The sequence below is a fragment of the Sphingobacterium detergens genome, from assembly GCF_003610355.1.
Lineage (GTDB): Bacteria > Bacteroidota > Bacteroidia > Sphingobacteriales > Sphingobacteriaceae > Sphingobacterium > Sphingobacterium detergens.
Genome location: NZ_RAPY01000007.1, coordinates 194,632 through 219,503, shown reverse-complemented (window position 1 = coordinate 219,503; position 24,872 = coordinate 194,632). Strand labels below are relative to the sequence as shown.

At 39.5% G+C, this 24,872-nt stretch carries 26 protein-coding genes; all 26 read left to right on the top strand.

Features of this window, described 5'->3' with window-relative positions; translation table 11 throughout:
* Window positions 1-195: 195 nt before the first annotated feature.
* The 26 genes from DFQ12_RS25445 to groL all read left to right on the top strand — a co-directional run bounded on the left by DFQ12_RS25445 (window position 196) and on the right by groL (window position 24,842).
* Window positions 196-876, top strand: coding sequence for a response regulator transcription factor (locus tag DFQ12_RS25445; protein WP_077438218.1), 681 nt, complete (start codon window positions 196-198; stop codon window positions 874-876).
* Window positions 866-2,248, top strand: coding sequence for a sensor histidine kinase (locus tag DFQ12_RS25440; RefSeq protein WP_167457350.1), 1,383 nt, complete (start codon window positions 866-868; stop codon window positions 2,246-2,248). Before DFQ12_RS25445 ends, DFQ12_RS25440 begins: the two co-directional genes overlap by 11 nt.
* A gap of 153 nt (window positions 2,249-2,401) precedes the next feature.
* On the top strand, window positions 2,402-3,610 hold the full coding sequence (locus tag DFQ12_RS25435) for a porin (protein ID WP_120261832.1): 1,209 nt from the start codon (window positions 2,402-2,404) through the stop codon (window positions 3,608-3,610).
* Window positions 3,611-3,646: 36 nt separating this feature from the next.
* The gene (gene ureA / locus DFQ12_RS25430) at window positions 3,647-3,949 is read left to right on the top strand and encodes an urease subunit gamma (protein WP_046674789.1); all 303 of its coding nucleotides are present in this window, start codon (window positions 3,647-3,649) and stop codon (window positions 3,947-3,949) included.
* 14 nt (window positions 3,950-3,963) lie between these two features.
* Window positions 3,964-4,335, top strand: coding sequence for an urease subunit beta (ureB, locus tag DFQ12_RS28425; protein WP_120261831.1), 372 nt, complete (start codon window positions 3,964-3,966; stop codon window positions 4,333-4,335).
* A gap of 6 nt (window positions 4,336-4,341) precedes the next feature.
* Window positions 4,342-6,192 carry an urease subunit alpha gene (ureC, locus tag DFQ12_RS25420; RefSeq protein ID WP_120261830.1) on the top strand — a complete coding sequence of 617 codons (1,851 nt, stop codon included), beginning with the start codon at window positions 4,342-4,344 and terminating at the stop codon, window positions 6,190-6,192.
* A 10-nt stretch (window positions 6,193-6,202) separates the two neighbouring features.
* Window positions 6,203-6,697, top strand: a complete 495-nt coding sequence (locus tag DFQ12_RS25415) for an urease accessory protein UreE (RefSeq protein WP_120261829.1) — start codon at window positions 6,203-6,205, stop codon at window positions 6,695-6,697.
* Between the two features lie 131 nt (window positions 6,698-6,828).
* Window positions 6,829-7,515 carry an urease accessory protein UreF gene (locus DFQ12_RS25410; protein WP_120261828.1) on the top strand — a complete coding sequence of 229 codons (687 nt, stop codon included), beginning with the start codon at window positions 6,829-6,831 and terminating at the stop codon, window positions 7,513-7,515.
* Between the two features lie 102 nt (window positions 7,516-7,617).
* The gene (gene ureG, locus DFQ12_RS25405; protein WP_120261827.1) at window positions 7,618-8,247 is read left to right on the top strand and encodes an urease accessory protein UreG; all 630 of its coding nucleotides are present in this window, start codon (window positions 7,618-7,620) and stop codon (window positions 8,245-8,247) included.
* A gap of 12 nt (window positions 8,248-8,259) precedes the next feature.
* Window positions 8,260-9,231: an urease accessory protein UreD gene (locus tag DFQ12_RS25400; RefSeq protein ID WP_120261826.1), complete on the top strand. Its 972-nt coding sequence runs from the start codon at window positions 8,260-8,262 to the stop codon at window positions 9,229-9,231.
* Window positions 9,224-9,703 carry an urease accessory protein UreE gene (locus DFQ12_RS25395; RefSeq protein ID WP_120261825.1) on the top strand — a complete coding sequence of 160 codons (480 nt, stop codon included), beginning with the start codon at window positions 9,224-9,226 and terminating at the stop codon, window positions 9,701-9,703. Before DFQ12_RS25400 ends, DFQ12_RS25395 begins: the two co-directional genes overlap by 8 nt.
* Before the next feature lie 106 nt (window positions 9,704-9,809).
* A complete protein-coding gene (gene mutY, locus DFQ12_RS25390; protein WP_120261824.1) occupies window positions 9,810-10,859 on the top strand; it encodes an A/G-specific adenine glycosylase in 1,050 nt (349 codons plus the stop codon).
* A 19-nt stretch (window positions 10,860-10,878) separates the two neighbouring features.
* The gene (locus DFQ12_RS25385; RefSeq protein WP_120261823.1) at window positions 10,879-11,337 is read left to right on the top strand and encodes a single-stranded DNA-binding protein; all 459 of its coding nucleotides are present in this window, start codon (window positions 10,879-10,881) and stop codon (window positions 11,335-11,337) included.
* 296 nt (window positions 11,338-11,633) lie between these two features.
* Entirely contained in the window at window positions 11,634-12,674 is a 1,041-nt protein-coding gene (pheS, locus tag DFQ12_RS25380) for a phenylalanine--tRNA ligase subunit alpha (RefSeq protein ID WP_120261919.1), read from the top strand.
* 114 nt (window positions 12,675-12,788) lie between these two features.
* A complete protein-coding gene (locus DFQ12_RS25375; protein ID WP_120261822.1) occupies window positions 12,789-13,364 on the top strand; it encodes a TetR/AcrR family transcriptional regulator in 576 nt (191 codons plus the stop codon).
* Window positions 13,365-13,767: 403 nt separating this feature from the next.
* Complete coding sequence (rlmD, locus tag DFQ12_RS25370) at window positions 13,768-15,180, top strand: 23S rRNA (uracil(1939)-C(5))-methyltransferase RlmD (protein WP_120261821.1); 1,413 nt, start codon at window positions 13,768-13,770, stop codon at window positions 15,178-15,180.
* Between the two features lie 4 nt (window positions 15,181-15,184).
* The gene (locus DFQ12_RS25365; protein ID WP_120261820.1) at window positions 15,185-15,583 is read left to right on the top strand and encodes a hypothetical protein; all 399 of its coding nucleotides are present in this window, start codon (window positions 15,185-15,187) and stop codon (window positions 15,581-15,583) included.
* A 221-nt stretch (window positions 15,584-15,804) separates the two neighbouring features.
* The gene (locus tag DFQ12_RS25360) at window positions 15,805-16,560 is read left to right on the top strand and encodes a hypothetical protein (RefSeq protein ID WP_147420475.1); all 756 of its coding nucleotides are present in this window, start codon (window positions 15,805-15,807) and stop codon (window positions 16,558-16,560) included.
* Between the two features lie 201 nt (window positions 16,561-16,761).
* Window positions 16,762-17,451 (top strand): YiaD family glycine zipper/OmpA-like lipoprotein, encoded by a 690-nt coding sequence (locus DFQ12_RS25355; protein ID WP_208642619.1) that lies wholly within the window; start codon window positions 16,762-16,764, stop codon window positions 17,449-17,451.
* 249 nt (window positions 17,452-17,700) lie between these two features.
* A complete protein-coding gene (miaB, locus tag DFQ12_RS25350; protein WP_120261817.1) occupies window positions 17,701-19,137 on the top strand; it encodes a tRNA (N6-isopentenyl adenosine(37)-C2)-methylthiotransferase MiaB in 1,437 nt (478 codons plus the stop codon).
* 37 nt (window positions 19,138-19,174) lie between these two features.
* On the top strand, window positions 19,175-20,455 hold the full coding sequence (locus tag DFQ12_RS25345) for a sigma-54 interaction domain-containing protein (protein ID WP_120261816.1): 1,281 nt from the start codon (window positions 19,175-19,177) through the stop codon (window positions 20,453-20,455).
* Between the two features lie 79 nt (window positions 20,456-20,534).
* Window positions 20,535-20,981, top strand: a complete 447-nt coding sequence (locus tag DFQ12_RS25340; protein WP_341867870.1) for an LptE family protein — start codon at window positions 20,535-20,537, stop codon at window positions 20,979-20,981.
* Window positions 20,982-20,993: 12 nt separating this feature from the next.
* On the top strand, window positions 20,994-22,079 hold the full coding sequence (locus DFQ12_RS25335; protein ID WP_244211850.1) for a hypothetical protein: 1,086 nt from the start codon (window positions 20,994-20,996) through the stop codon (window positions 22,077-22,079).
* 12 nt (window positions 22,080-22,091) lie between these two features.
* Complete coding sequence (gene secG, locus DFQ12_RS25330) at window positions 22,092-22,511, top strand: preprotein translocase subunit SecG (RefSeq protein ID WP_120261813.1); 420 nt, start codon at window positions 22,092-22,094, stop codon at window positions 22,509-22,511.
* A gap of 301 nt (window positions 22,512-22,812) precedes the next feature.
* On the top strand, window positions 22,813-23,088 hold the full coding sequence (locus DFQ12_RS25325) for a co-chaperone GroES (protein WP_088160030.1): 276 nt from the start codon (window positions 22,813-22,815) through the stop codon (window positions 23,086-23,088).
* A gap of 116 nt (window positions 23,089-23,204) precedes the next feature.
* Window positions 23,205-24,842, top strand: a complete 1,638-nt coding sequence (gene groL / locus DFQ12_RS25320) for a chaperonin GroEL (protein ID WP_120261812.1) — start codon at window positions 23,205-23,207, stop codon at window positions 24,840-24,842.
* Window positions 24,843-24,872: the final 30 nt, after the last annotated feature.

Sequence of the window (24,872 nt, the reverse complement as noted above, 5' to 3'; positions counted from 1 at the left end):
TTGTATTCAAATGCCATTTTGTAAAATAGGTGATGCTAGTAGACGGGAACATAATAAGTGCGTTTCTATCATCCTGAAAATATCATATAAAAGTCAAGAATTTGTGAATTTCATGACATTCAGTAGCTTAGGTGAGACGTGCGGTGATATTTTCGTATTTTACAAACCTTAAATTTACTTTTTAAAACAATATCTGTGGAACTACTGCTTATAGAAGACGAACCGTCGGTCATATCCTTGATAGAAAGAGGGCTAAAGGAAGAAGGCTATAACATTAGCATTGCAATGGATGGCTATACAGGTCTAAAAATGGCCGGATTAAATCATTATGACCTCATCTTGTTGGATGTCATGCTTCCCGGCATGAATGGTCTTGATGTATGCAAAAACATCCGGATGTCCAATAATGAAGTGCCGATTATTATCCTTACTGCATTGAATCAAACCGAAGATATTGTGGAAGCTTTTGAACGTGATGCGGATGATTACCTGACCAAACCGTTTCGCCTGGAGGAACTAAAGGCGCGTATAAATCGCTATAGCCGCAAGTCCAAAACGGTGACCGAACAAAAGAATGTCTTGACATTTGATGACCTGCAATTGGATCGGGATAGTAAATCTGTTCAACGTGGGGAATCTCCGATCATACTTACAGCCACCGAATTCCGCTTATTGGAATTCTTGATGCTCAATCGGAATAAAGTATTGACACGAATAGACATCTTGGAGGAAGTGTGGGGTATGGATGTCGATTTAAGTACCAATGTTGTGGATGTTTATGTCAATTATTTGCGTAAAAAAATTGACAAACAATTTGCCCGTAAACTGATCCATACGGTTATTGGTATGGGCTATGTTATCCGTCATGAAAATTAGGACCAAGATTGTACTCTTATTTTCTATTATCAGCACGCTTCTGCTTGTTGTCTTTGCCTTGTATGTCTCTTATTTTACCTATGATAGTTTGCAGACCAAGTTTTTTCACCGGTTGGAAGAAAACGCGGTCATCGTAGGTGACCATATTGTCAACCAGAAGGAAGAAAACAAGGAACTCTATATTCAAGTAAAACGTAAATACCTCAAACAACTATCTGAAGGAACAGATCATTTGCTCCGTGTGGTAAAAGGCAGTGACAGTATCCGTTTTAAACCCAATTTACCTATGCCCATGAGCTTCTATAAAGATGTGCTGCGGTACGGCAAGGGTAGGTACATGCATAATGAAACCGCATTCGTAGCGGTATTTTTTAAAGATCAACTTCATCACGATAATTTAATTGTTGTGTCAGAAGGAGTTGATGAATATGGCCATGATGAACAACGACAATTGGATCGTACCTTGATTACAGGTGGATTCTTAGCAATTCTATTGATTATCCTCATGTCATTTTATTTTGCAGATCGACTACTAAAGCCTATAAAAGATATTAACAGTGATTTGGGGAAAGTGGATATTGCTAATCTGGACTATAGACTATCCAGTAAATTCAGCAATGCTAAAGATGAGCTAGGGGTATTAATTGCTAACCTCAACTCGATGCTCAGTCGTTTGGATATTTCTGTACAGTCGCAACAGAGTTTTATTGGAAATGCATCCCATTCATTAAAGACTCCTTTAACAATTATTGGTGGTGAGGCCGAACTTGCACGAAATCTAATCCCCAAAGAACACGAAGCCTACTATTCATTGGAGACGATTTCCAAGTATGCGGATAAGATGGAACTCATTATTAATAATCTCCTTCAATTATCCCGTATGGGCTTTAAAGGAGAGGTAGATAATAAAGTGCTCATTCGCATTGACGAATTGCTCTATGAAATTTATAAGGCTGAACGAAGCATCCATAAAGATTTTAGGTTGTCATTTGATCTTACTCAAATCCCTGAGGATAGCGATGAGTTAACCGTGTTTGCTAATCCTGATCTATTCTATATTGCATTTAGCAATATTATCTCCAATGCCTATAAATATGGTAATGGGGAGCAGGTCCAGGTCGCTATTAGCTGTGATGACCGAAATATTACAATTAAAGTATTTGATAAAGGGATCGGAATCCCGCAGAAAGATCAGCCTCATATTTTTACTTCGTTTTATCGTGCTTCCAATGTCGGGGATATCTATGGAAATGGCCTGGGGCTTGTTTTAGCCAAGAATATCTTCGATCTCCATGGTGCCGAGCTCAACCTTTATTCTGCAGAAGGGCAAGGTACCCAGGTTGTTGTTACGCTGCCTAAAATTGCTTTCTAATCTCATTTTAATCTCATCCTTATTCCATTTTTAATTTGCCGTGATATACTTGTACCAGAGATAGGTATATCATATGAAACCATCACGATTTATTCAAACCTATAAAGGAATAAATCTGATAGCTTCATCACCAACAAAAAGCAAGTTATACGGATGAAAAAAACACTTTCACTTATTACAACGTTGGGTTTGGGCATTGCGACATTACATGCGCAGGAACAGGCTCCAACAGATTCCATTCCAGCAGAAAGAAATAGCTTATTATCCAGAAGTAGTTTATTGTCAAAGGAACCAGCTAGGGCAAAATCATTTCAATTGGATGTTTTGCTGCGTGCAGGTCTGCAAGCTGATAACAGCGATGGCTCTGGTCAGGCAAAAGCAAATCTGGACGATGCCCGCATCTTGATGAGCGGTGATTACAATGATCAGCTTTCCTATAAAGTACGTTTTCGTCTGAATAGATCATTTGCACCAACCAGTCAGGACAATGGATCAAGGGCATTGGATATGGCCTATATCAAATATAAGTTTGGAAAGGATCTGAAATGGTCCGTCACAGCGGGTAAGCAGAGTGCTATTGTGGGTAGCTACGAGTTTGAAAATAATCCTATTTACGAGTATAAATTCACGGATTATGTTGACCGTATCCTGAATTTATTTGTGGTCGGGGGAACATTGTCCTATGAAGTTAACCCTAATCATTCCTTACATGCACAAGTTTATAATACGACAAACGATAGTTTTATGGATGTGCATACCAAAAATGGTTTTGCAGTAGGTGATCTGGAGCGATCTGATGTGCCAATGGGTGCTTACTTTACTTGGGTAGGAGCCTTTATGGATAAAAAAATCAATACGAAATGGTCCTATAATATCTCTCAGTTTGCGAAGGGGCATACCAATCATTCCATCTCTTTGGCAAACAAGTTTAAAACGCCGAAGCAAATGGTCTATTTAGACCTGCAATATTCTTATCTAGGTGTTGACCATGCCTTGATTGCATCATCGGCAATCAATGACTTTTATGGACGTACGGGGACAGGACGCGTTTTGGCAAAGGATGTCAATTACGCTTCGGCAATTGTACGGTATGATCAATTTTTAAGTGAAAAATGGGAGGTAGCTCTGAAAGGTGGTTATGAGACTGCTGGATCGAGAGATGACGATCAAGTTGGTGAAAATTTCCGTCAAAACTGGACCTACTTTGCGACCCTACAACATAAGCCTTTTCATAATCAGGATTTGCGATTTTACCTTGGTTATGTAGGTAATACAGTAAACTACAAGGGGCATATGGATATGGGTAAGAGTCAATATAACCGTGTTGCCTTCGGAGCATATTTTACAATTCCGGTCTTGTAATAATTCCTTTAACAAAATAACAAATAATTATTTTTTATGCGTTTAACACCAAGAGAAACAGAAAAGCTGCTATTGCATTTAGCAGGAGAATTGGCAGCAAAGCGACTAAAGCGCGGGGTGAAACTAAATTACCCTGAATGTATTGCCTATATCAGTGCTCAGATTATGGAGGAAGCAAGAGATGGTCGGTCTGTTGCGGACTTAATGTCTTATGGTACGACCTTATTGAAAAGAAGCCAGGTGATGGAAGGTGTCCCTGAGATGATCCATGATGTGCAGATTGAGGTTACTTTTCCGGACGGTACCAAGTTGGTAACAGTTCATGATCCTATTCGTTAATAAATCTTAATCATATGATTCCAGGAGAATACATTTTAAAAAAAGAAGAAATCAAAGCTAACGTGGGGCGTAGAACCACTAGCCTTGTTGTAAAAAATGAAGGCGATAGACCGATTCAGGTAGGTTCGCACTATCATTTTTTTGAAGCGAACAAATTGCTTTCGTTTGACCGCGAAAAAGCATTTGGTATGCGCTTGAATATTCCTGCAAGTACAGCGGTACGGTTTGAACCAGGTGAACAGAAGTCTGTTGTACTGGTTGAATTTGGAGGAAGCAAAGAAATTCACGGTTTCAATGGATTGACAAATGGTAAGTATACTGACCAAAATGTCAAGTCAAAAGCTGTTGAGAAAATGAAAAAATTAAAATTCAGACAATCTAAATAATATAGAATGGGAGGATGGAATAGACGCGAATGGATTAAGGTGGTAGGACTCACGACATTGGGATCTACCGTTGGTCTACATGCGCTTGGTTTAGATAAACTAGGTTTAGACAAATCATCTGTTAAATATATTGATGGGGAGCTTTATATCCCTAGAGAAAAATATGCTGCTCTTTTTGGCCCGACAACGGGTGATAAGGTGCGTTTAGCTGATACGGAGTTGTTTATTGAAATTGAAAAAGATTTCAACGTATATGGCGAAGAAAATAAATTCGGTGGTGGTAAAACGATCCGTGATGGGATGGGGCAATCTGCCCGTGCCCTGCGCGATGAGGGTGTTTTAGACTTCTGTATTACCAATGTAATCATTATTGACCACTGGGGTATTGTGAAAGCTGATGTCGGTATCAAGGATGGTAAAATTGTTGGAATAGGAAAGGCAGGTAACCCTGATGTACAGGATGGTGTAACCGAAGGAATGATTATCGGAGCTTCTACCGAAGTACACGGTGGTGCGGGTTATATCCTTACTGCTGGCGGTATTGATACACACATTCACTTTATATCACCACAACAGATCGAAACTGCATTATACTCAGGTGTAACTACATTTATCGGCGGTGGTGCCGGTCCAGCAGATGGTACCCTGGCAACAACTGTTACTTCGGGTAAATGGTATATCGAGCGTATGTTTGAAGCGTTTGAAAACTTACCGATCAACGTTGGTTTCTTCGGTAAAGGTAACGTTTCGACAACCAAGCCGATCGAAGAGCAAATTGAAGCCGGTGCATTAGGAGTGAAAATCCATGAGGACTGGGGGGCTACGCCTGCGACTATCGATGCCGCGTTAAAAGTTGCTGATAAGTACGACGTACAAGTGGCTATACACACGGATACATTGAATGAAGCTGGTTTCTTAGAAGATACGGTTGCCGCAATCGACGGTCGTGTTATCCACACGTTCCATACAGAAGGAGCTGGTGGTGGACACGCACCTGATATCATCAAAATTGCGATGTATCCAAACATTCTCCCTGCATCTACCAACCCGACAAAACCGTTTACAGTGAATACCGCAGAAGAGCATCTTGATATGTTAATGGTCTGCCATCACTTGGATAAAAATGTGAAAGAAGATGTTGCCTTTGCAGATTCACGTATCCGTCCACAAACGATCGCTGCTGAAGATATTCTTCAAGATATGGGTGTATTCTCTATTATGAGTTCGGATAGTCAGGCGATGGGACGTGTAGGTGAAGTTATCTCGCGTACATTCCAGACGGCACATAAAATGAAGATACAACGTGGTCCTTTGGCTGAAGATAAGGGTAAAGATAATGACAACTTCCGTGTAAAACGTTATGTGTCCAAATTTACAATCAACCCTGCAAAAGCGCATGGTATTGATAAATATATCGGATCTATTGAGACAGGTAAATATGCCGATTTGATCTTGTGGAAGCCAGAGTTGTTTGGTGTGAAGCCAGAGTTGATTATCAAAGGAGGTATGATCCTAGGTGCGAAAATGGGCGATGCGAATGCTTCTATCCCTACACCACAGCCTATCATCTACAGACCGATGTTCGGAAACTATGGTAAAGCAGTGTCAAAATTGTGTTTCAACTTCGTTTCAAAAGTATCCATAGAGAATGGAAATATCCAAAAATTGAATTTATCACGTAAATGTTTGCCAGTAGAAGGCTGTCGTACAGTGATGAAAAAGGATATGGTACATAATCATGCCACACCAAATATCGTGGTCAATCCAGAAACGTATGAAGTAACAGTGGATGGTGTTTTAGCTACTTGTGAGCCATTAAAAGAGCTTCCAATGGCACAACGTTACTTCCTGTTCTAATTCAGCATATATGATTTTAGCAAGAGACATTAAAGGCAATATTTGGGCAGATGGCAAGGAGCAGGATGCTGCGGAACTTGATTTTTTAGAGCTTGAATGGTTTGATACCGAGCGACGTGTCATTCGGGGATTTACCGTTCAGGGCCGAGAGATCGGATTTAAAAATCTGGGTGAAGACTCCTTGTTCGATGGTGATATTCTGTTTGAAACAGAGGAACTCCGTATCGTTGTCCGAATATTGCCCTGTCCTTGTTTGGTTGTACGACCAAAAAATGTATTGGATATGGCAAGAATATGTTTAGAAATAGGCAATAAGCATATCCCTGTTTTTATCAACAAAGATCATGAAATCATAGCGGCCTACGAAAATCCGCTGTGGGAACAATTACTGCGGGCGGGATTTACACCAACGAAAGAGTCGCGGGTAATCGAACGCACGCATACATTGCGCATACATCAGTATGCCGTAGTGCAAAATAAAATCACACTAGCAAAGGAGATATAATATGAAATATCCATATTGTAGCTACATAAATCTAATGACCACAAAGTATGATCAGGCGATTGCTAGCAGGAGTGATAGAACAAAGTAATCTGGATATTCCATATGACCATTAAAAAACAAATAATTTACATATGAATCCATTGTTGACATTGATGCAGATCAATGATTCCGTTTTTCCGATTGGAGGATTCACACATTCCTATGGATTGGAAACCTATATAACCAAAGGTCTTGTACACGACTCGAAAACTGCCAAAGAGTACGCGCAGACTTTATTGGAACATAGCTTCTATTACAACGATGCGGCCTTTTTTCATAAGACTTGGCAATTATGCGAAACAAAGGCAACAAAGAAGAAGGTAGCTGAATTAGATGCCTTGATCACGGCCTTTAAAGCGCCTTATGAAATTCGGGATGCAAGTAAAAAATTAGGAATACGCTTCTTGAAGCTGACTGAAAAATTGCAGCCGGTTAAACGTTGTTCAGCTTATTTAAAAGCAATAAATACACAAGAATTGCATGGGCATTACGCGATGGCATTTGCCATGTTTGCACATGCGCAAGGGATTAGTTATTCAGATGCATTGAGTGCTTTTTATTACAATTCACTCAATGGTATTATGACCAACTGCGCGAAACTGGTCCCTATTAGTCAAATGGATGCACAACAGATTCTGTTTAAGTTGCAGCCATTAATCAATAAGTTGGTTATCGCGCAACCAGCGTTGGAAGAGGATTTAATCGGTAATTGTTGTATCGCACAAGATATCCGTTGTATGCAACATGAAAAGTTATATACACGTATCTATATATCGTAAAAGAAAGATTACTGCTATACTTAAAATTTATTTTATCTGATTGAGCAAGGTAAATTTTAAGCATCATAAACTTCATCTAAGCGATGAAATAAATAGTTAAGGATGAAAAAGACGTCAAAAAGAAATTATGTAAAAATTGGTGTTGCCGGACCTGTTGGATCGGGCAAGACTGCTTTGATCGAACGATTGACACGTTCGATGTCCGCAGATTATAGCATCTGTGTTGTTACAAATGATATTTACACACGTGAAGATGCGATGTATCTGCAGCAAAATTCGGCCCTACCAGCGGAACGTATCATTGGTGTAGAGACTGGCGGATGCCCACATACCGCGATCCGAGAGGATGCATCGATGAATATTGAAGCCGTAGAAGAATTGGCCAATCGTTTTGAGGATGTAGAGCTTATTTTCGTTGAAAGTGGGGGGGATAACCTGACAGCAACATTCAGCCCTGATTTAGCGGATTTAACCATCTTTGTTCTTGATGTTGCTGAAGGAGAAAAAATGCCGCGTAAAGGTGGGCCCGGTATCACACGCTCAGATTTGTTATTGATCAATAAAATTGATTTGGCGCCCTATGTACATGCAGATTTGGAGGTCATGCGCCGAGATACATTGCGCATGCGTGGAGAACGTCCTTTTATTTTTACGAATCTGATGACATTAGAGGGGTTGGAGGATGTAAAGAAATGGATTAAAGAATACGCTTTATTAGAACAAGTAGGCTAAAAACAATAGGATATGGATAGTAAGATAGTATTAAATGTAGCCAAAGAGGACGGTAGAAGCAGACTGAAAGAAAGCTACCATAATGCGCCTTATAAATTGACCCATTATGGAGCAGCGAATCTAACTGACCATTTGGAAATGATTATCATGAGTGCATCACCCGGTATTATGGATACAGATCATCTTCATATTGATGTCCATGTAAAGGAAGAGGCCCAATTAAAGCTGTTTACGCAGTCTTTCAATAAATTGCATCCGATGAAGACTGGTGCCAGCCAGCACACAGATGTACAGGTGGCTACGGGGGGTATATTGCATTACATCCCACACCCGGTCACGCCTTTTAAAGACTCCATATTTAAGGCGACCAATCATATTCATTTGGCCGAAGATGCGGTTTTGATGTGGGGTGATATTATCAGTGTCGGGCGGATCTATATGAAAGAAGCATTTGAATTTGATCGTTTGCATACACAGACTAAGATTTTCAGATCAGGAAAACTGGCCTTTATTGATAATCAGCTGTTGCAACCCAAAAAGCAGCCCATCCAGAAGATGCTCTTCTTTGAAGGTTATACCCATCAAGCGACCTTTATATTCTCCGCCCTTTTTGCACAGGAATTAAAGAACGAGCTTGATGAAATATTGACCGTAGAATATAATGACATCTCTTATGGATTTACACAGGCTTCATCAGATGTCGTTATTTTACGAGCGCTTGGTTCTGATGGTGAATTGCTCTATGATTTTCTGCAAATGTTGGGGCAATTGTGCTGGGACTTTACCATGCATAAACTGTCGGAATCAAAAGAAGTTGAAGTCATCGAAAAAGAGGTGACAGAGCCTGTGCCAGTTGTGGCAGAGTCGACTGTGGTAGAGGCTGCTGCGGCAGAGGCAGTTGTCACTAAAAAGAAAAGTACAGCCAGCCCGCGGAAAAAGAGCGTAAGCAAGAGTAAAACGGAGGAAGGACTGAAATATGCGTAAATCGAAAGAGCCTACCGAAATCCTCATTGAGTCCATTTCCAATTTTGAGCATGTTAAATTCAATCGTGAATCGGATATCTTGGATCTTTCCTACTTTGAAGTGAATAAACGTGTTATCCATCGCAAAACGCGTAAGGGCAATACGGTAAAGATACAACGGGATGACAGCACGGCCTTGCAGTCGGGGCAATGTATCTATCATAGCGAAGATCTGTTTATACAGGTTAATATCTTACCTTGTCTTTGTGTATTGCTTGACAGTCAAGATCTTTCTGTGGTCGGAGAATTCTGTTTTGATGTAGGCAATCGTCATTTGCCCGTGTATCTGAAAGCTGATGGGCGCTTTGCTGTCTCCTATGACGGACGCTTGTATCAGGCATTAAAAGAAAAATATAATGGTTCCATTTCCTTGGAAAATGCCATTTTGGAACCGGATGAACAGATTACGTCGCTTCGTAATGCGAAAAAATAAGAGGTGAGTATTCGAACGCTTGTTTTAGGTTTTGATTTGATAGCGGGAACCGATCTTTGTTTGTACGCTGCTTGAAAATGCTGAAAAATTGTGCATTTTTGTTGTTATGACATTTGGTGCGGAATTGCAGGGATGGTATCAACAGCATAAGCGTGATTTACCATGGCGGGAAACAAGAGATGCCTATAAAATTTGGCTCTCTGAGATTATCCTGCAACAGACTCGAGTAGAACAAGGGCTGCCTTACTATTTACGATTTGTGGAACGGTTTGAGACAGTCGTTGACTTTGCTAACGCAGAGGAAGATGATATTTTACACCTTTGGCAGGGACTGGGTTATTATTCAAGGGGACGAAATATGCATAAGGCTGCACGAATCGTCCGTGATGAATATAATGGCATTTTTCCCATAGACTATAAGACCTTGCTAAAGCTTCCCGGTATAGGTGAATATACCGCTGCCGCAATATCATCCTTTTCCAATAATGAGGCCCAGGCAGTATTGGATGGGAATGTGTTCCGTGTGCTCTCGAGATATTATGGCATAGACACAGCGATTAATTCTACTGAGGGAAAGAAAATTTTTACGGCTATCGCTCAGGAAAATTTGGATCAGGACCATCCGGCATTATATAATCAGGCCATTATGGATTTTGGTGCAATTCATTGTAAGCCGAAGCAACCTTTGTGTATTACTTGTATGTTTAATACATCCTGTTACGCCGTGCTACAGGGAGAGGTTGATCGATTACCGGTTAAACTTAAAGGCAAAGCAAGCAGAGAACGGTACTTTAATTATTTTATCCTTAAAGACGAAGCGCAAATCTTGATGTCAAAACGCGGAGAAGGCGATGTCTGGCAGAATTTATACGAGTTTCCCCTGGTCGAGTCTGATCGAACATTGAGTATACCCGAGCTCCTTGGAGATGAGCAATTTGTCCAGTATTTCGGGGATAAGGCGGAGATCAAACTTCTGCAAAAACAAACTAAACATATTCTGAGCCATCAGAATATTTATGCGACATTCTTTGAAGTGCGGTTAAAGGGCGGTCTAAATCAAAAAAAATCCAATTGGGATTATGTATTTTTAAAAGATTTAGATAAATTAGCTAAACACAAGTTGATCTTTACCTTTTTGGAAAGATCCAATTTTTAACCATTTATGCTTTTAAATTATGTCAGGAGTTAACAAAGTTATTTTAGTGGGACATCTTGGAAAAGATCCCGAAATTCGATATTTAGAAGGCAATGTCTCCGTTGCCAGTTTCCCATTGGCAACTTCAGAAACGTATAACAAGGACGGAAAACGAGTAGAACAAACCGAGTGGCACAATATTGTCATGTGGCGCGGTTTGGCAGATGTGGCGGTAAAATACCTTACTAAGGGCAAATTGGTCTATATCGAAGGTCGATTACGTACGCGTACCTACGAAGATAAAGAGGGGATCAGACGTTATGCTACTGAAGTAGTTGCTGAGACTTTTACCCTTTTGGGACGGAAATCAGATTTTGAACCTGCTGGAGCTGCTAACACGGGGAATGTTGCAAGTACCCCGGCGCAGAAAGCTGAGGATAAAGAAATCGAAGTTGATTTTACCGAAAACGATCAGGAGGATAATCCACTTCCATTTTAATCGAACTTAAAGGTAGCTTTGAATATTAGAAGATTATCATTGTATATTAAATATAGTTATGGGCAAAAGAGCAGATTTTTCATCTGCTCTTTTTGATTTCTTGGATATTTCTAAATCCTTTTAATCACAATAAAAAAGAATCCAACCATTTGTGCAGGTTCAACGAGTTGATTACAAAGACCTTTGTCCCATCGAATCATAAACACTAATTTTCGGTACAGATACGCTTTTGACACGAGTTGAGAGATCGCTAAAATTTCTTTTTGGCGGAAATTTTGGCTATGTTTGTCGTAATTATGTTGCAAGATAAAATTACGCAGTATACTGAAGAAATTAAGGCGTTTGTGCCATCTTCTTCAGCCGATGTAGAAAATTTCAGATTGAAGTTTTTGGTTTCCAAAGGGATCGTAAAAAATCTTTTTGACGAATTCAAAACAGTAACTCCTGAGGAAAAACGTACTTTGGGGAAAGTACTGAATGAATTTAAGCAGTTGGCAGAAAATACATTCAAGGAAGCACAAGAGAAATTTGGTTCCGGTGAGAAGCAGAAATCCCAACAAATGGAAGGTGATTTGACATTGCCTGGTAATGGATTTCAATTGGGGTCTAGACATCCGATCTCATTGGTACGCAAGGAAATCGTTGAGATCTTTAAAAAGCTAGGCTTTATCGTTTCTGAGGGGCCAGAGATTGAAGATGATTGGCACAATTTCTCTGCGTTGAATTTTCCTCCTGAGCATCCGGCGCGTGATATGCAAGATACATTCTTTATCAAAAAGCAAGAAGGTAACGATATTACGCTAAGAACGCATACATCTTCTGTTCAGGTTCGCCTTATGGAAGCGGGTAAACCTCCTTTTAGAGCGATTATGCCCGGACGTGTGTATCGGAACGAAGCCATTTCTGCCCGCGCGCATTGTTTCTTTCATCAGGTAGAAGGATTATATGTGGATGAAAATGTTTCGTTTGCTGATTTGAAGCAGACTTTATATCATTTTGTTCAAGAAATGTATGGTGAGGGAACTAAAGTACGTTTCCGTCCTTCTTATTTCCCCTTTACAGAGCCTTCTGCGGAGATGGATATTTCTTGTACGATCTGTAAAGGTGCTGGATGTAATCTTTGTAAATATTCAGGTTGGGTAGAGATTTTAGGTTGTGGAATGGTAGACCCTAATGTACTTGAAAATTGTGGCATCGACAGTAAAAAGTATTCAGGTTTTGCCTTCGGTATGGGTATCGAACGGATCACAAACCTTAAATATGTGATCAAAGATTTGCGACTTTTCTCTGAAAATGATTCGCGTTTCTTAGCTCAGTTTGAGACTGAATTAATATAAATCAATGCTAATAAAGACTATTGAAACCATCACACTATTACCACTCTCCAAGCATATCTTGTTCTGTTCAGGAATTGGAAATAGTGTGATGTGTGGTAGTCTTATCTGAAGAATATGGAACCAGATCATATCATTGAATCCATAAAAAGAACCGCACGGGAACTCTTTCGTCAAAATGGTTATCATAAAACCAGTGTAAACACCTTAGCAAAAAAAGCTAAGATCGCTAAAGCGACTGTTTATAAATACTTTGATAGTAAGGAGATGATCTTGCATGCTATTTTGATGGATTATCTGCGGGCGAGTTTGCTGGAGATCTTAAAGACGACGAAATATGAGGATGATATGGCCTCTTTTTTGGCTTCTACCATTCTTCGTGTCAGCCGACTGACCTATACCGCATGTAATGAGTTGATTGGCTGGGAATTTATTCGTGAATCTGCCAATGCACAGGAATATCTAAAAACACTATCTGAGGATTTGGAATTTTTGCTTTTAAGTACATTTATTCAGAATGAAAAGATTAATGAGGCGATCAGTGAGGAAAAACTGACATTTCTGATCAAATCAAGTAAGAGCATTGTATTCTCCTTTGCTTTTACGGCGGTTTCGGATGCTGATGTGCGTAAAAATTTTATTTCTTTTCAAAAGGAGATTCTTCCTTATCTCGTGCAGGCAACTATACTTTAGGCGAGGCTAGGTCTTATTTGCCTATTGCTCTTCGGTTGTCCATTTTTAAAATACTCTTCAATTTTTTTTCTGAATTATCTGTTTTTTTATTGATTTGTGCTTTTTATTAATGCATCAAGGAGCTTGCTGGGCTCAGTTAGTTGCCCAGCATGAAATTTTGGCCAATTTTCATAGCTATGGTGCTTGTAAGAACATAACGGTTTTAATGCGATTATTTACAGTTTTCTTCGCCTTTTGGAGTTTAGGCGGATAAACTGATGGCCTTTGATCTCGCTTGAATCATTTTGAATATTGGGTAAATCGGATTGTTGGAAATGGATTATTGTGATGTGCAAAAGGTCTTTTTTTTAAGACCATGTGGGTCAGTGGAAAATCATTATAAAAAATTGTATTTTTGCAAACTATGAGTAGAAGAATTCCGCAAGAAAAAAAGTTCTTGAAAGATATTGCAATCATTGATATTGCCGAAGAAGGTAGAGGTGTAGGTAAAACTGATGATTTGGTTTTGTTTGTCGAAAAAGCTGTCCCCGGTGATGTTGTGGATGTGGAGTTAATGCGCAAGAAGAAGAATTTTGCTGAAGCTCGGGTGACGAGTTTAAAAGAAGCTTCTACTTATCGCGTTGATCCTTTTTGCGAGCATTTCGGTGTTTGTGGTGGTTGTAAATGGCAACACATGAGCTATGAAGCCCAATTGAAATTCAAGCAACAATCTGTTGATAATGCTTTATCCCGTATTGGGAAAGTCGATACTTCTTCCATGGAAGATATTTTGGGATCGGCACAAACGGAGTATTATAGAAACAAATTAGAATATACATTTTCCAATAAGAAATGGTTGACCTCTGTTGATGAAGATTCCTCGCAATTGGAAATGAATGCTTTGGGCTTCCATGTACCTGGACGTTTTGATAAAATCTTAGATATCGATCACTGTTTTCTTCAGGAAGATCCTTCCAATGAGGTGCGAAATACCATACGTGACTTTGCATTAAGCAAGGGGATGACCTTCTATGACCTTCGTGAACATACAGGGGTATTGCGAAATCTGATTATCCGTATTTCTTCTACTGGGGAGATGATGGTCATTGTGGTTTTTGCCTACCCAGAAGAAGGACAAGTGGAATTGTTGATGGACTTCATCAATGAAAAATATCCGAAGATCGCTTCACTCCTTTATATTGTGAATCAAAAGCGCAACGATACCATTTTTGATCAAGATATTCACGTGTATGCAGGGCGGGATTTTATTTATGAGGAGATGGAAGGTCTTCGCTATAAGGTCGGGCCGAAATCATTTTATCAGACCAATTCTGCGCAAGCATACGAACTCTATAAGATCACACGTGATTTTGCGGATCTAAAAGGGGATGAGTTGGTTTATGACTTATATACAGGAGCTGGTACAATTGCGAATTTTGTTGCTAAGAAAGCAAAAGAAGTGATTGGAGTTGAGTACGTACCTACGGCAATTGAAGATGCAAAGGTCAATTCTGCGATCAATAATATCAACAATACGAAGTTTTACGCTGGGGATATGAAAGATGTGTTGATACCATCTTTTATTGCTGAGCATGGTAAACCGGATGTCGTGATTACGGATCCGCCAAGAGCAGGTATGCATGCGGATGTTGTGGCCCGGTTATTGGAAATGGAGTCTCCAAAAATTGTTTACGTGAGTTGTAATGCAGCAACACAGGCGAGAGATTTAGTACTATTGGCAGAAAAATACGATGTAAAACGTATGAAGCCTGTGGATATGTTCCCGCATACACAGCACGTAGAAAATGTCGTTCTATTGGAACTAAAAAAATCATAATATTATGGAAGTAGAGGATTTATTTTCGGGCGGAGCCAGAAATGAGGAAGCGAAATCTACTGGGCAGAGCCCGTTGAAAAGTTTGCAGGTAGATCTTGATTTTTATAGTGAGTCGATCCGTGAAGTTTCGATGGAAATCATAGAGGAAGGCTATTCTTCCTATCCGATTTTTGTAGCACATCAACATGAGGTTTCCGTAGGGGAAGTGATTTTAGATCGTGTGGATCTGGAAACTAATTGGACAATCAATGCCTCTACTTTGGAGGAATTTGTCGAATTGGATATCATTCAGGAGGATCGTAAAGCTGCTTTTATTCAGAATTATAAATCTGCGAAGGATTATATGTGTTTGTTTGTCGTTGTTGCTGAGGGTGCCAATTTTGTTTTCTATCCCTATAAATAGAGAAGGAATATTTAAACTTTTTTAACAATACAATTGTCAAACTATTACTATTTTTAGCGAAATAGGTTGAAAGCATGATGGATTCAAAAAGCTATAATGAGCAGACTGGAGAATCAGGTCGTTTGGATTTAGAGTCGTTGATATTACATTATAGCTTTCAAAAGACGCTAATGGCGAGATAAATGCCTGAGAAAACTAGCGTAATAAAACAATATATTCCAATGAGAAGAATACACATAGGAGGGCTATTAGGCATCTTGATATTGCTTTTGACGGCATTCGGTGCAAAGGCCCAACATATACAGAAAGTGTCAGGTATGGTGATGCAAAGGGGAACTGCCAATAGAATTGGCGATGTGGTGGTCCTGAATTTGCGCACGAGTAGATCAGCATTGACAAACTCTTTTGGGGTGTTCACAATAGATGCCTCTGTGGGAGATTCTCTTTCTTTCACTAAAGTTGGATTTTCACCTGTAAAGACTGTTTTGACAAACCTGAATGAATTCTATATTGAGATGCAGGAGGGAATTAAGCTTGAAACAGTCATTGTAGAACGAAAGTCTAAGGAAGCCGAGTTGAATGATGCCATGGGGAATTATTCAAAAAAGGGGGTCTATAATGGCGGGAAAAATAAATTTGGAACCTATTTAGGTAGTCCTGCTACTGCACTTTATAATCTTTTTGGACGTGAGGCGAAAAATGCGAAACGCTTTGGACGTTTTATGGACCGGGAAAAGGAGGAATTGCAGGTAGACCGTATCTTTTCAAGGGCAGCTGTCCAGAAATTAACGAAATTGGATAGTGCTGATCTAGATGCGTTCATGATACGTTATCGTCCCTCATTTGATCTAGCTGAACATTGGGGCCAATATGATTTGATGAATTATGTACAGCAATCTTTAGCGGATTTTGAAGCAAAAGGACGTCCAAAAGGGTCATTGTTGCCTGATATTGAAGTTAAGACCCAAGAGAAATAAAACATTTTTCATTTTATGCTGTTAGTTCTTGTGAACATTGACCGTCAAGATTATTTGTAGCTTATCGTCTTCATTTATCAACGTTGTGATGCTTTTTTTGGAGTATGGTAACAAAAAAGTTAAAAAAGGATGCTTTTGGCACTTTGTTTGATTTTAACATGAACAGTAATTTAATTTGAATATTAAAAGTCTTAGATAGATATGAAAATGAATAGAAAATTAGCTGTATTTGGTTTGACTGTTGCAACCTCGGCTATGTTATTTGGAAGTTGTTCTACAATCCAAAATACAAATAATACGACTAAAGGTGGTGTGATCGGTGGTGTTGCGGGTGGTGCTTTAGGTGCATTAATTGGTGGTAAGGCTGGTAATACGGCTATTGGTACATTAGCAGGTGCGGCAATCGGCGGTGCAGCGGGTGTATTGATCGGTAAGAAAATGGATAAACAAGCTGCTGAGATTTCTAAAACCGTCGAAGGTGCTGAGGTGACTCAATCTGCAGAAGGTATTGTTGTGAAATTTGATTCAGGTATCTTGTTTGATTTCAATAAATCTGATTTAAAAACATCTGCAAAGGATAATATTGCAAATTTAGTTGCAACATTAAATAAAGAGCAAGGAACAGAAATTTTAGTTATCGGACACACAGATAACGTGGGAACGCTAGCTGCAAATGACAAAGTTTCTTTGGACCGTGCAAATTCGGTACGTGCCTTTGCAGTATCTAAAGGTTTATCTTCTTCACGTATTAAAACTGAAGGAAGAAACTTCTCTGAGCCAATTGCAAGTAATGACACAGAATCTGGACGTGCCCAAAACCGTCGCGTAGAGATCGTTATCGTTGCTGGTGATCAAATGAAGAAAGAAGCAAAACAACAAGCTAACCAATAACAAGCTAAACATATCACTCCCCTAGGAACGAATATGTTTGACTCTTCTAAATGGCGAGTTTGTTGAATTTCGAAAATAACAGAAGGCGCGGATTTTATCCGTGCCTTTTTTGTGAAATATCCCGCCAGACCGCTATGATATAAATTATTTACTTCAGAAATTTGACAAAGTATAAACCATATTTCTGGCTGACAAACTGTCATTATATGAATTTTAATTTCTAACTTTGTAGTCTTTGAAAATTGAGCTATGCTAGATTTAACACATACAACTAAGGAACACGACGAATCTCGTCAGGGTGAGGCATTGTTATTGGAACAAGATCCAAAGATCAGTAATGGACGTAAACTGTATATTGAAAGTTACGGTTGTCAAATGAACTTCTCGGATAGTGAGATCGTTGCTTCTATTTTGTTGGATAAGGGTTTTGAGACAACAAAGAATTATCAGGAAGCTGATGTTGTCTTTATTAACACCTGTTCAATCCGTGAGAATGCAGAGCAACGTGTTCGTAATCGACTGAAAGAATTTGAGGCGGCAAAGACCAGAAATCCTGGAATGATCGTCGGTGTACTTGGCTGTATGGCTGAGCGTTTAAAATCGAAGTTTCTAGAGGAAGAAAAATTAGTTGATGTTGTAGTAGGTCCTGATGCGTATCGCGATCTTCCTAACTTAATTGATAAGGTAGATGACGGTGCCAAAGCAGTGAATGTATTGCTATCGCGTGAGGAGACTTATGCTGATATTAATCCCGTTCGGTTAAACTCAAATGGAGTAACGGCCTTTATTTCGATCATGCGTGGTTGTGATAACATGTGTTCGTTCTGTGTTGTTCCTTTTACCAGGGGACGTGAGCGTAGCCGCGACCCACAATCTATTGTGAAAGAAGCGCAAGATCTATTCAACGCTGGATATAAAGAAGTAACCTTATTGGGGCAAAATGTGGATTCCTATAAACATACGGCGCCAGTTGCAGAAGGAGAAACTCCTGGTGAGACGGTAACGTTTGCTAAATTATTGACGATGGTTGCGGAGGTGAGCCCACTTTTACGGGTTCGTTTTTCGACTTCCCATCCAAAAGATATCACGGATGAAGTTTTGTATGCCATCGCATCACATGAAAATGTTTGTAACTATATCCATTTGCCAGTACAATCTGGGAATTCTAGGGTATTGGAGCTTATGAATCGTACTTATGATCGTGAGTGGTATATGGAACGTGTAGATGCTATCCGTAAAATTATTCCTGATTGTGCGATTTCTACTGACGTTATTACCGGATTCTGTACAGAAACGGAAGCAGAACATCAGGAAACGTTATCGATGATGGATTATGTGAAATATGACTTTGCATACATGTTTGCTTATTCTGAAAGACCAGGTACATTAGCTGCGAAGCGTTATGAAGATGATATTCCTGAAGATGTCAAAAAACGCCGTTTGACTGAGGTTATCAACAAACAACGTGACCATAGCTTATATCGTTACCAACATTTTATTGGAAAAGTTTGTAAAGTTCTGATAGAAGGTTTTTCGAAAAGATCTGAGTTTGATTTCTGTGGTCGTAATGATCAGAATGCCTTGGTTGTGTTTCCTATAGACCCTCGTTACAAACAAGGGGATTATGTCAATGTGCTTGTGGAATCATGTACATCAGCAACCCTGCTCGGTAAAATTGTTGATTAAGAAAACGTAATATAAATTTATTTCCAACTGGAAATTTATGGATAATCAAGATATAAAAAATAGGTTTGGAATCATCGGTAATTCACCGTTGTTAAATCGGGCGATTGATATTGCCCGGCAGGTGGCTCCAACTGATATTTCTGTATTAATACAAGGTGAAAGCGGTAGTGGTAAAGAAGTTTTTTCGCATATTATCCATCAATTGAGTTCCCGTAAGCATGGGCCATTTATAGCGGTCAACTGTGGAGCAATACCGGAGGGAACAATAGACTCTGAATTATTCGGACATGAGAAAGGTTCCTTTACCGGAGCACATGAAGCACGTAAGGGCTATTTTGAAGTAGTTGATGGCGGGACAATTTTCTTGGACGAGGTCGGAGAGTTACCTTTAGGTACACAAGCTCGATTACTTCGTGTTTTGGAATCTGGGGAGTATATTCGTGTGGGATCATCAAAGGTTCAAAAAACCAATGTGCGTGTGGTTGCTGCGACAAACGTCAATATGTTTGAAGCTGTTCAAAAAGGTAAATTTAGGGAGGATTTATATTATCGTCTAAATACCGTTCCTCTGCGTGTGCCTTCACTCAGAGAACGTCCCGAAGACATCAATTTATTGTTCCGCAAGTTTATTGTTGATTTTTCGGAAAAATATCGCTCCCCTGGTGTGCAGCTGACTGAAGATGCACAAAATATGCTACGTAATTATAACTGGCCAGGTAATGTGCGTCAATTGAAAAATGTTGCCGAACAAATTGCCGTTTTAGAGAAGGAACGTATTGTTGACGCGCATACACTACAAAACTATTTGCCAAATGAATCACGTACGAGTCTACCAGCTATAGTTACATCCAATAATAACGCAAAAGAAGATTTCTCTGAAAGAGACCTCCTGTATAAGGTACTTTTCGATATGAAGAAAGATATGGTCGATCTGAAAAAGCTCGTAGTCGAGTTGATCCAGAAAGGTGTGGATTCTTCTACATTCGATCAAAATTCTCCTTATATCAATCAGCTCTATCAGGAAATTGAACCACAGATAAAATCCGATACCGAAGGATACGGTATCGCGCCAACCTTGACGATACATTCGCCGAATAATAATAATACCGCAAATGTATTGAAGAACCCTGTTGCGCAGGACGATTATCTGCAAGATGCACAAGAGGTGGAAGAGTCTTTGTCTTTGGTAGATAAGGAGTCGGATCTGATCAAAAAAGCCTTGAAAAAACATCGCGGGAAACGGAAAGCTGCAGCACAAGAATTGGGAATTTCCGAAAGAACTTTGTATCGGAAAATTAAAGACTTAAATTTAGACTAAGGTTTTGCACATGTTGTCAAGAAGAATTTTATATACCTTTCTCACAACCGCTTTTCTATTCATCATGAATAGTTGTGGTGTGAAATATAGATTTACAGGAGGATCCATTCCAGAAGGAATGAAGACCGTCAATATTCAATATTTCGAAAATATCGCACCTTTGGTTTATCCGACTTTAAGCCAGAATTTTACAGAGGCATTAAAGGAACGTATTCGAAACCAATCCCGATTAAGCCAGGTCAACCAAGATGGTGATGCTACTTTTGAAGGGTTCATTACAGACTATACAATCAGTCCAGCCGCCGTTGAAGCAGGAACAGACCGCGCTGCGATGAATAGAATGACGATTACAATTAAAGTCTCCTATCATAATAAGCTCAATCCTAAAGACGACTTTGAGCAACCTTTTACACGTTTCAAAGAGTTCGCAGGAAATCTTCAGAGTGCACAGGAGGAGACCTTGGGTAAGGAAATTATCCAAATGTTGACAGAGGATATTTATAATAAGGCATTTGCTAACTGGTAATCCTGTTCCAAGATGAATATTACTATGCCACTATCGAATAACGACCTTTTCTTTCGAGCAATCAATCATCCGGAGTCTATTGATGAAGATGTAATTTTGGCTTTGATTGAAAAATATCCCTATGCGCAAAGTTTGCGATTTATATATGAACGTAAAGTTTTTGGTGAAAGCAAGCCTGTTCAGAATTTATCGTCTGCATTGCTGTATGCTTCGTCTCCAAACTGGTTGTACGAATTTATGCATAGCAGGTCAATTGTGGCAGTAAAAGAAATCCAATTGGAAGATATCGTTCTTGATGAGGAAATTGAAGATGGGTTGTCGGAAGGTATAGTCGTTGAGGAAGTAGTCGCGGTTGATACTGAGGTTGAACAGGAGGAAACTGAGGTTGACGAGGTGGAGAAGACAGATGAATTGGACCGTTTGATTCAAGCAGGTGTAGCGCAGGATTATTTTCGTTCGCGTGAAGCAAAACAACAGGCCACCATTATTGAGTCAACTGAAACTGTTGAGCCAGCTCATTCTGAAATTGCTGTTCAGCCATTGGAGGATACGCAGGAGCGTGTCACAGTCTATGATGATGATACAATGCCCTATAGCTTTTTATGGTGGTTGCATAAGACGCGACTTGAGTATGCTGAAACATACCAACCTTATGTAAATTCACCGTTGGGCCCAATGACACCATCAAATGATGATATTGCAAAGATCCATGAAAAATTGGATAGCCAGTTATTGGATCAACAGATTCGGGAAAATATTTTCCATCTGCAATCACCAGAGGCAAAACTCAGCGATGAGGTGAAAACAACAATCTCTTTCCAGATTCCGCGCAAAACGGATGAGGTGATTGAAAAATTTATCCGTGAAGAGCCTATAATCCAACCGTTGCAGGCTGAAAAGTTAGATTTAGAGAATAAAGCGAGAAAAAGCTCAGAAGATCAGCATTCACTAGTGACAGAGACCCTTGCAAAAATATATACCGAACAGGGTTTATATCCTAAAGCAATAGAGGTTTACGAAAAATTAGTTTTGAAATATCCAGAAAAAAATGCTTACTTTGCGGCACGCATAACAGAATTAGAAAAGAAATTAAATTAATTACATAAAGAGATGCAAGGATTATTAATTGGTCTTATCATATTAGCTAGTATTATTTTAGCATTTTTGGTTTTAATCCAAAATCCAAAAGGTGGTGGTTTATCATCTGGTTTTTCCGGTGGAACAAACCTAATGGGTGTAAAGCGTACAGGAGACTTTTTGGAAAAAGGTACATGGATCATGGTGATTGCTATTATGATTTTTAGTTTGGGTGTTAACATTATGGGATCATCTCCAAGTACATCTAAAGGTGGTTTGGGTGGTCAAATTGAAGCCCCAGCACAACAACAAGGGCCTTTGAACTTGGGTACGCCAGCACAGAAACCTGCAGGTGCTCCAGCAGGACAAGAGCAAGCTGCTCCAGCGCAATCAGAACAAAAAACTCCGGCGACAACGCCAGCAGCTAAGCCAACTGAAGAAGCTAAGAAATAGTTGCGAACAAAGAAATTCAAAAGGCCTCGTCTACAATTTAGACGAGGCCTTTTTTTGTTATATGCGATTTGTCAGTCTGCCTATCGAAGTAGGATTGGGATGGCAAACAGAGTTTTGTAAGGATGTCAGACAAACAGTGACAGTGTGACAGCAAAATGTGCTTTTATCTGTGAACATGTTAAGTTTTCGGTGAAAAATTGTCTTATACATCATCTTATTTACAATTGGCATAAAAGATGTTGTGTTTATAACGATTATAACATAAAAATAAATTCAATAACAGATAAAAAGTAAATTAATTATGGCATTAAGTATCCAACCTATCGGAGATAGAGTAGTAGTAGAAGCTGCTCCAGCAGAAGAAAAAACAGCTTCAGGGTTATATATTCCCGATACAGCAAAAGAAAAACCATCTCAAGGTACAGTAGTTGCTGTAGGTACTGGTAAAGTTGACGAGCCGTTAACTGTAAAAGTAGGTGACAAAGTATTATATGGTAAATATGCAGGTACTGAAATTACTTACGAAGGAAAAGAGTACTTAATTATGCGTGAGTCTGATATTTACGCTGTTATCTAAGCGATTAAAAAGTCTAAATTACAAAGTTAAAATTTAAAAGATTGAGGCAGTCCGTAGCTGCAGACTTTTAACATTAGAGTCTCACTACCAATATCTCAATACTCAATACTAAAAAAATGGCAAAACAAGTAAAATATAACGTTGAGGCTCGTGAGGCCCTTAAAAAAGGTGTAGACACTTTAGCTAATGCTGTTAAAGTAACATTGGGTCCTAAAGGACGTAACGTAATTATTGAGAAGAAATTCGGTGCACCAGTAATTACTAAAGATGGTGTTTCAGTTGCGAAAGAAATCGAATTGAAAGATGCTTTGGAAAATATGGGTGCGCAAATGGTAAAAGAAGTTGCTTCTAAAACTGCTGATCAAGCGGGTGATGGTACAACTACGGCTACTGTATTGGCACAAGCAATCGTTGCTCCAGGTATCAAATCTGTAGCTGCAGGTGCTAATCCAATGGATTTAAAACGTGGTATTGACAAAGCTGTGGCAGCTGTTGTTGCTAACTTGAAATCTCAATCTCAAGTAGTTGGTCAAGACAACAACAAAATTAAACAAGTAGCAGCGATCTCCGCGAATAACGACGAGATCATCGGTTCTTTGATTGCGCAGGCAATGGAAAAAGTTGGTAACGATGGTGTTATCACTGTTGAAGAAGCAAAAGGTACTGAAACAGAAGTAAAAACTGTAGAAGGTATGCAATTTGACCGTGGATATTTATCTCCTTACTTTGTTACGAACTCTGACAAAATGGAAGCGGAATTAGATAACCCTTACATTTTGATCTACGACAAGAAAATTAGCAACATGAAAGAGTTGTTGCCTATCTTGGAAAAACAAGTTCAAACAGGTAAACCATTGTTGATCATTGCTGAAGATCTAGATGGTGAAGCGCTTGCAACATTAGTTGTTAATAAAATCCGTGGTTCACTGAAAGTGGCAGCTGTAAAAGCTCCAGGTTTTGGTGACCGTCGTAAAGCGATGTTAGAAGATATTGCTATCTTAACTGGTGGTACCGTAATCTCTGAAGAAAGAGGTTTCAAATTGGAGAATGCTGAGTTATCTTATTTAGGTCAAGCTGAAAAGGTTCAAGTTGACAAAGATAATACAACAATTATCAATGGTGGTGGTAACGTAGATGACATCAAAGCTCGCGTTGCTCAAATCCGTTCACAAATCGAAACAACCACTTCTGACTACGATCGCGAGAAATTACAAGAGCGTTTGGCAAAATTGTCAGGTGGTGTTGCTGTATTGTACGTAGGTGCTACTACTGAGGTAGAAATGAAAGAGAAAAAAGACCGTGTTGATGATGCTTTACATGCGACTCGCGCTGCAGTTGAAGAAGGTATCGTTGCTGGTGGTGGTGTTGCATTTATCCGTGCTACTGAAGCTTTGGTAAGCCTTAAAGGTGAAAACGAAGATGAGCAAATCGGTATTGACATTATCAAACGTGCTATCGAAGAACCTTTGCGTCAAATCTGTAATAACGCAGGTATCGAAGGTGCAGTGATCGTTCAAAAAGTAAAAGAAGGTACAGCTGACTTTGGTTATAACGCACGTACTGACCGTTACGAAAACTTAATCGCAGCAGGTGTAATTGACCCGACTAAAGTATCTCGTATTGCTTTGGAAAATGCAGCTTCAGTTGCTTCAATGTTGTTGACAACAGAGTGTGTATTGGCTGACGAGGCTGAAGAAAACCCTGTAGGTGCTGGTGCTCCTCCAATGGGTGGTGGTATGGGTGGAATGATGTAAGATCATCCAAACTATCAGATATAAAAAAGG

Coding starts and splice junctions, on each gene's coding strand:
- secG (WP_120261813.1), top strand. CDS start 22,092: ATGCAAGGATTATTAATTGGTCTTATCATATTAGCTAGTATTATTTTA.
- miaB (WP_120261817.1), top strand. CDS start 17,701: ATGCTAGATTTAACACATACAACTAAGGAACACGACGAATCTCGTCAG.
- DFQ12_RS25385 (WP_120261823.1), top strand. CDS start 10,879: ATGTCAGGAGTTAACAAAGTTATTTTAGTGGGACATCTTGGAAAAGAT.
- mutY (WP_120261824.1), top strand. CDS start 9,810: ATGACATTTGGTGCGGAATTGCAGGGATGGTATCAACAGCATAAGCGT.
- DFQ12_RS25415 (WP_120261829.1), top strand. CDS start 6,203: ATGATTTTAGCAAGAGACATTAAAGGCAATATTTGGGCAGATGGCAAG.
- DFQ12_RS25360 (WP_147420475.1), top strand. CDS start 15,805: ATGAGAAGAATACACATAGGAGGGCTATTAGGCATCTTGATATTGCTT.
- DFQ12_RS25345 (WP_120261816.1), top strand. CDS start 19,175: ATGGATAATCAAGATATAAAAAATAGGTTTGGAATCATCGGTAATTCA.
- DFQ12_RS25325 (WP_088160030.1), top strand. CDS start 22,813: ATGGCATTAAGTATCCAACCTATCGGAGATAGAGTAGTAGTAGAAGCT.
- DFQ12_RS25410 (WP_120261828.1), top strand. CDS start 6,829: ATGAATCCATTGTTGACATTGATGCAGATCAATGATTCCGTTTTTCCG.
- DFQ12_RS25395 (WP_120261825.1), top strand. CDS start 9,224: ATGCGTAAATCGAAAGAGCCTACCGAAATCCTCATTGAGTCCATTTCC.
- ureC (WP_120261830.1), top strand. CDS start 4,342: ATGGGAGGATGGAATAGACGCGAATGGATTAAGGTGGTAGGACTCACG.
- pheS (WP_120261919.1), top strand. CDS start 11,634: ATGTTGCAAGATAAAATTACGCAGTATACTGAAGAAATTAAGGCGTTT.
- DFQ12_RS25355 (WP_208642619.1), top strand. CDS start 16,762: ATGAAAATGAATAGAAAATTAGCTGTATTTGGTTTGACTGTTGCAACC.
- DFQ12_RS25335 (WP_244211850.1), top strand. CDS start 20,994: ATGAATATTACTATGCCACTATCGAATAACGACCTTTTCTTTCGAGCA.
- DFQ12_RS25435 (WP_120261832.1), top strand. CDS start 2,402: ATGAAAAAAACACTTTCACTTATTACAACGTTGGGTTTGGGCATTGCG.
- DFQ12_RS25365 (WP_120261820.1), top strand. CDS start 15,185: ATGGAAGTAGAGGATTTATTTTCGGGCGGAGCCAGAAATGAGGAAGCG.
- DFQ12_RS25375 (WP_120261822.1), top strand. CDS start 12,789: ATGGAACCAGATCATATCATTGAATCCATAAAAAGAACCGCACGGGAA.
- ureB (WP_120261831.1), top strand. CDS start 3,964: ATGATTCCAGGAGAATACATTTTAAAAAAAGAAGAAATCAAAGCTAAC.
- DFQ12_RS25440 (WP_167457350.1), top strand. CDS start 866: ATGAAAATTAGGACCAAGATTGTACTCTTATTTTCTATTATCAGCACG.
- groL (WP_120261812.1), top strand. CDS start 23,205: ATGGCAAAACAAGTAAAATATAACGTTGAGGCTCGTGAGGCCCTTAAA.
- rlmD (WP_120261821.1), top strand. CDS start 13,768: ATGAGTAGAAGAATTCCGCAAGAAAAAAAGTTCTTGAAAGATATTGCA.
- ureG (WP_120261827.1), top strand. CDS start 7,618: ATGAAAAAGACGTCAAAAAGAAATTATGTAAAAATTGGTGTTGCCGGA.
- ureA (WP_046674789.1), top strand. CDS start 3,647: ATGCGTTTAACACCAAGAGAAACAGAAAAGCTGCTATTGCATTTAGCA.
- DFQ12_RS25400 (WP_120261826.1), top strand. CDS start 8,260: ATGGATAGTAAGATAGTATTAAATGTAGCCAAAGAGGACGGTAGAAGC.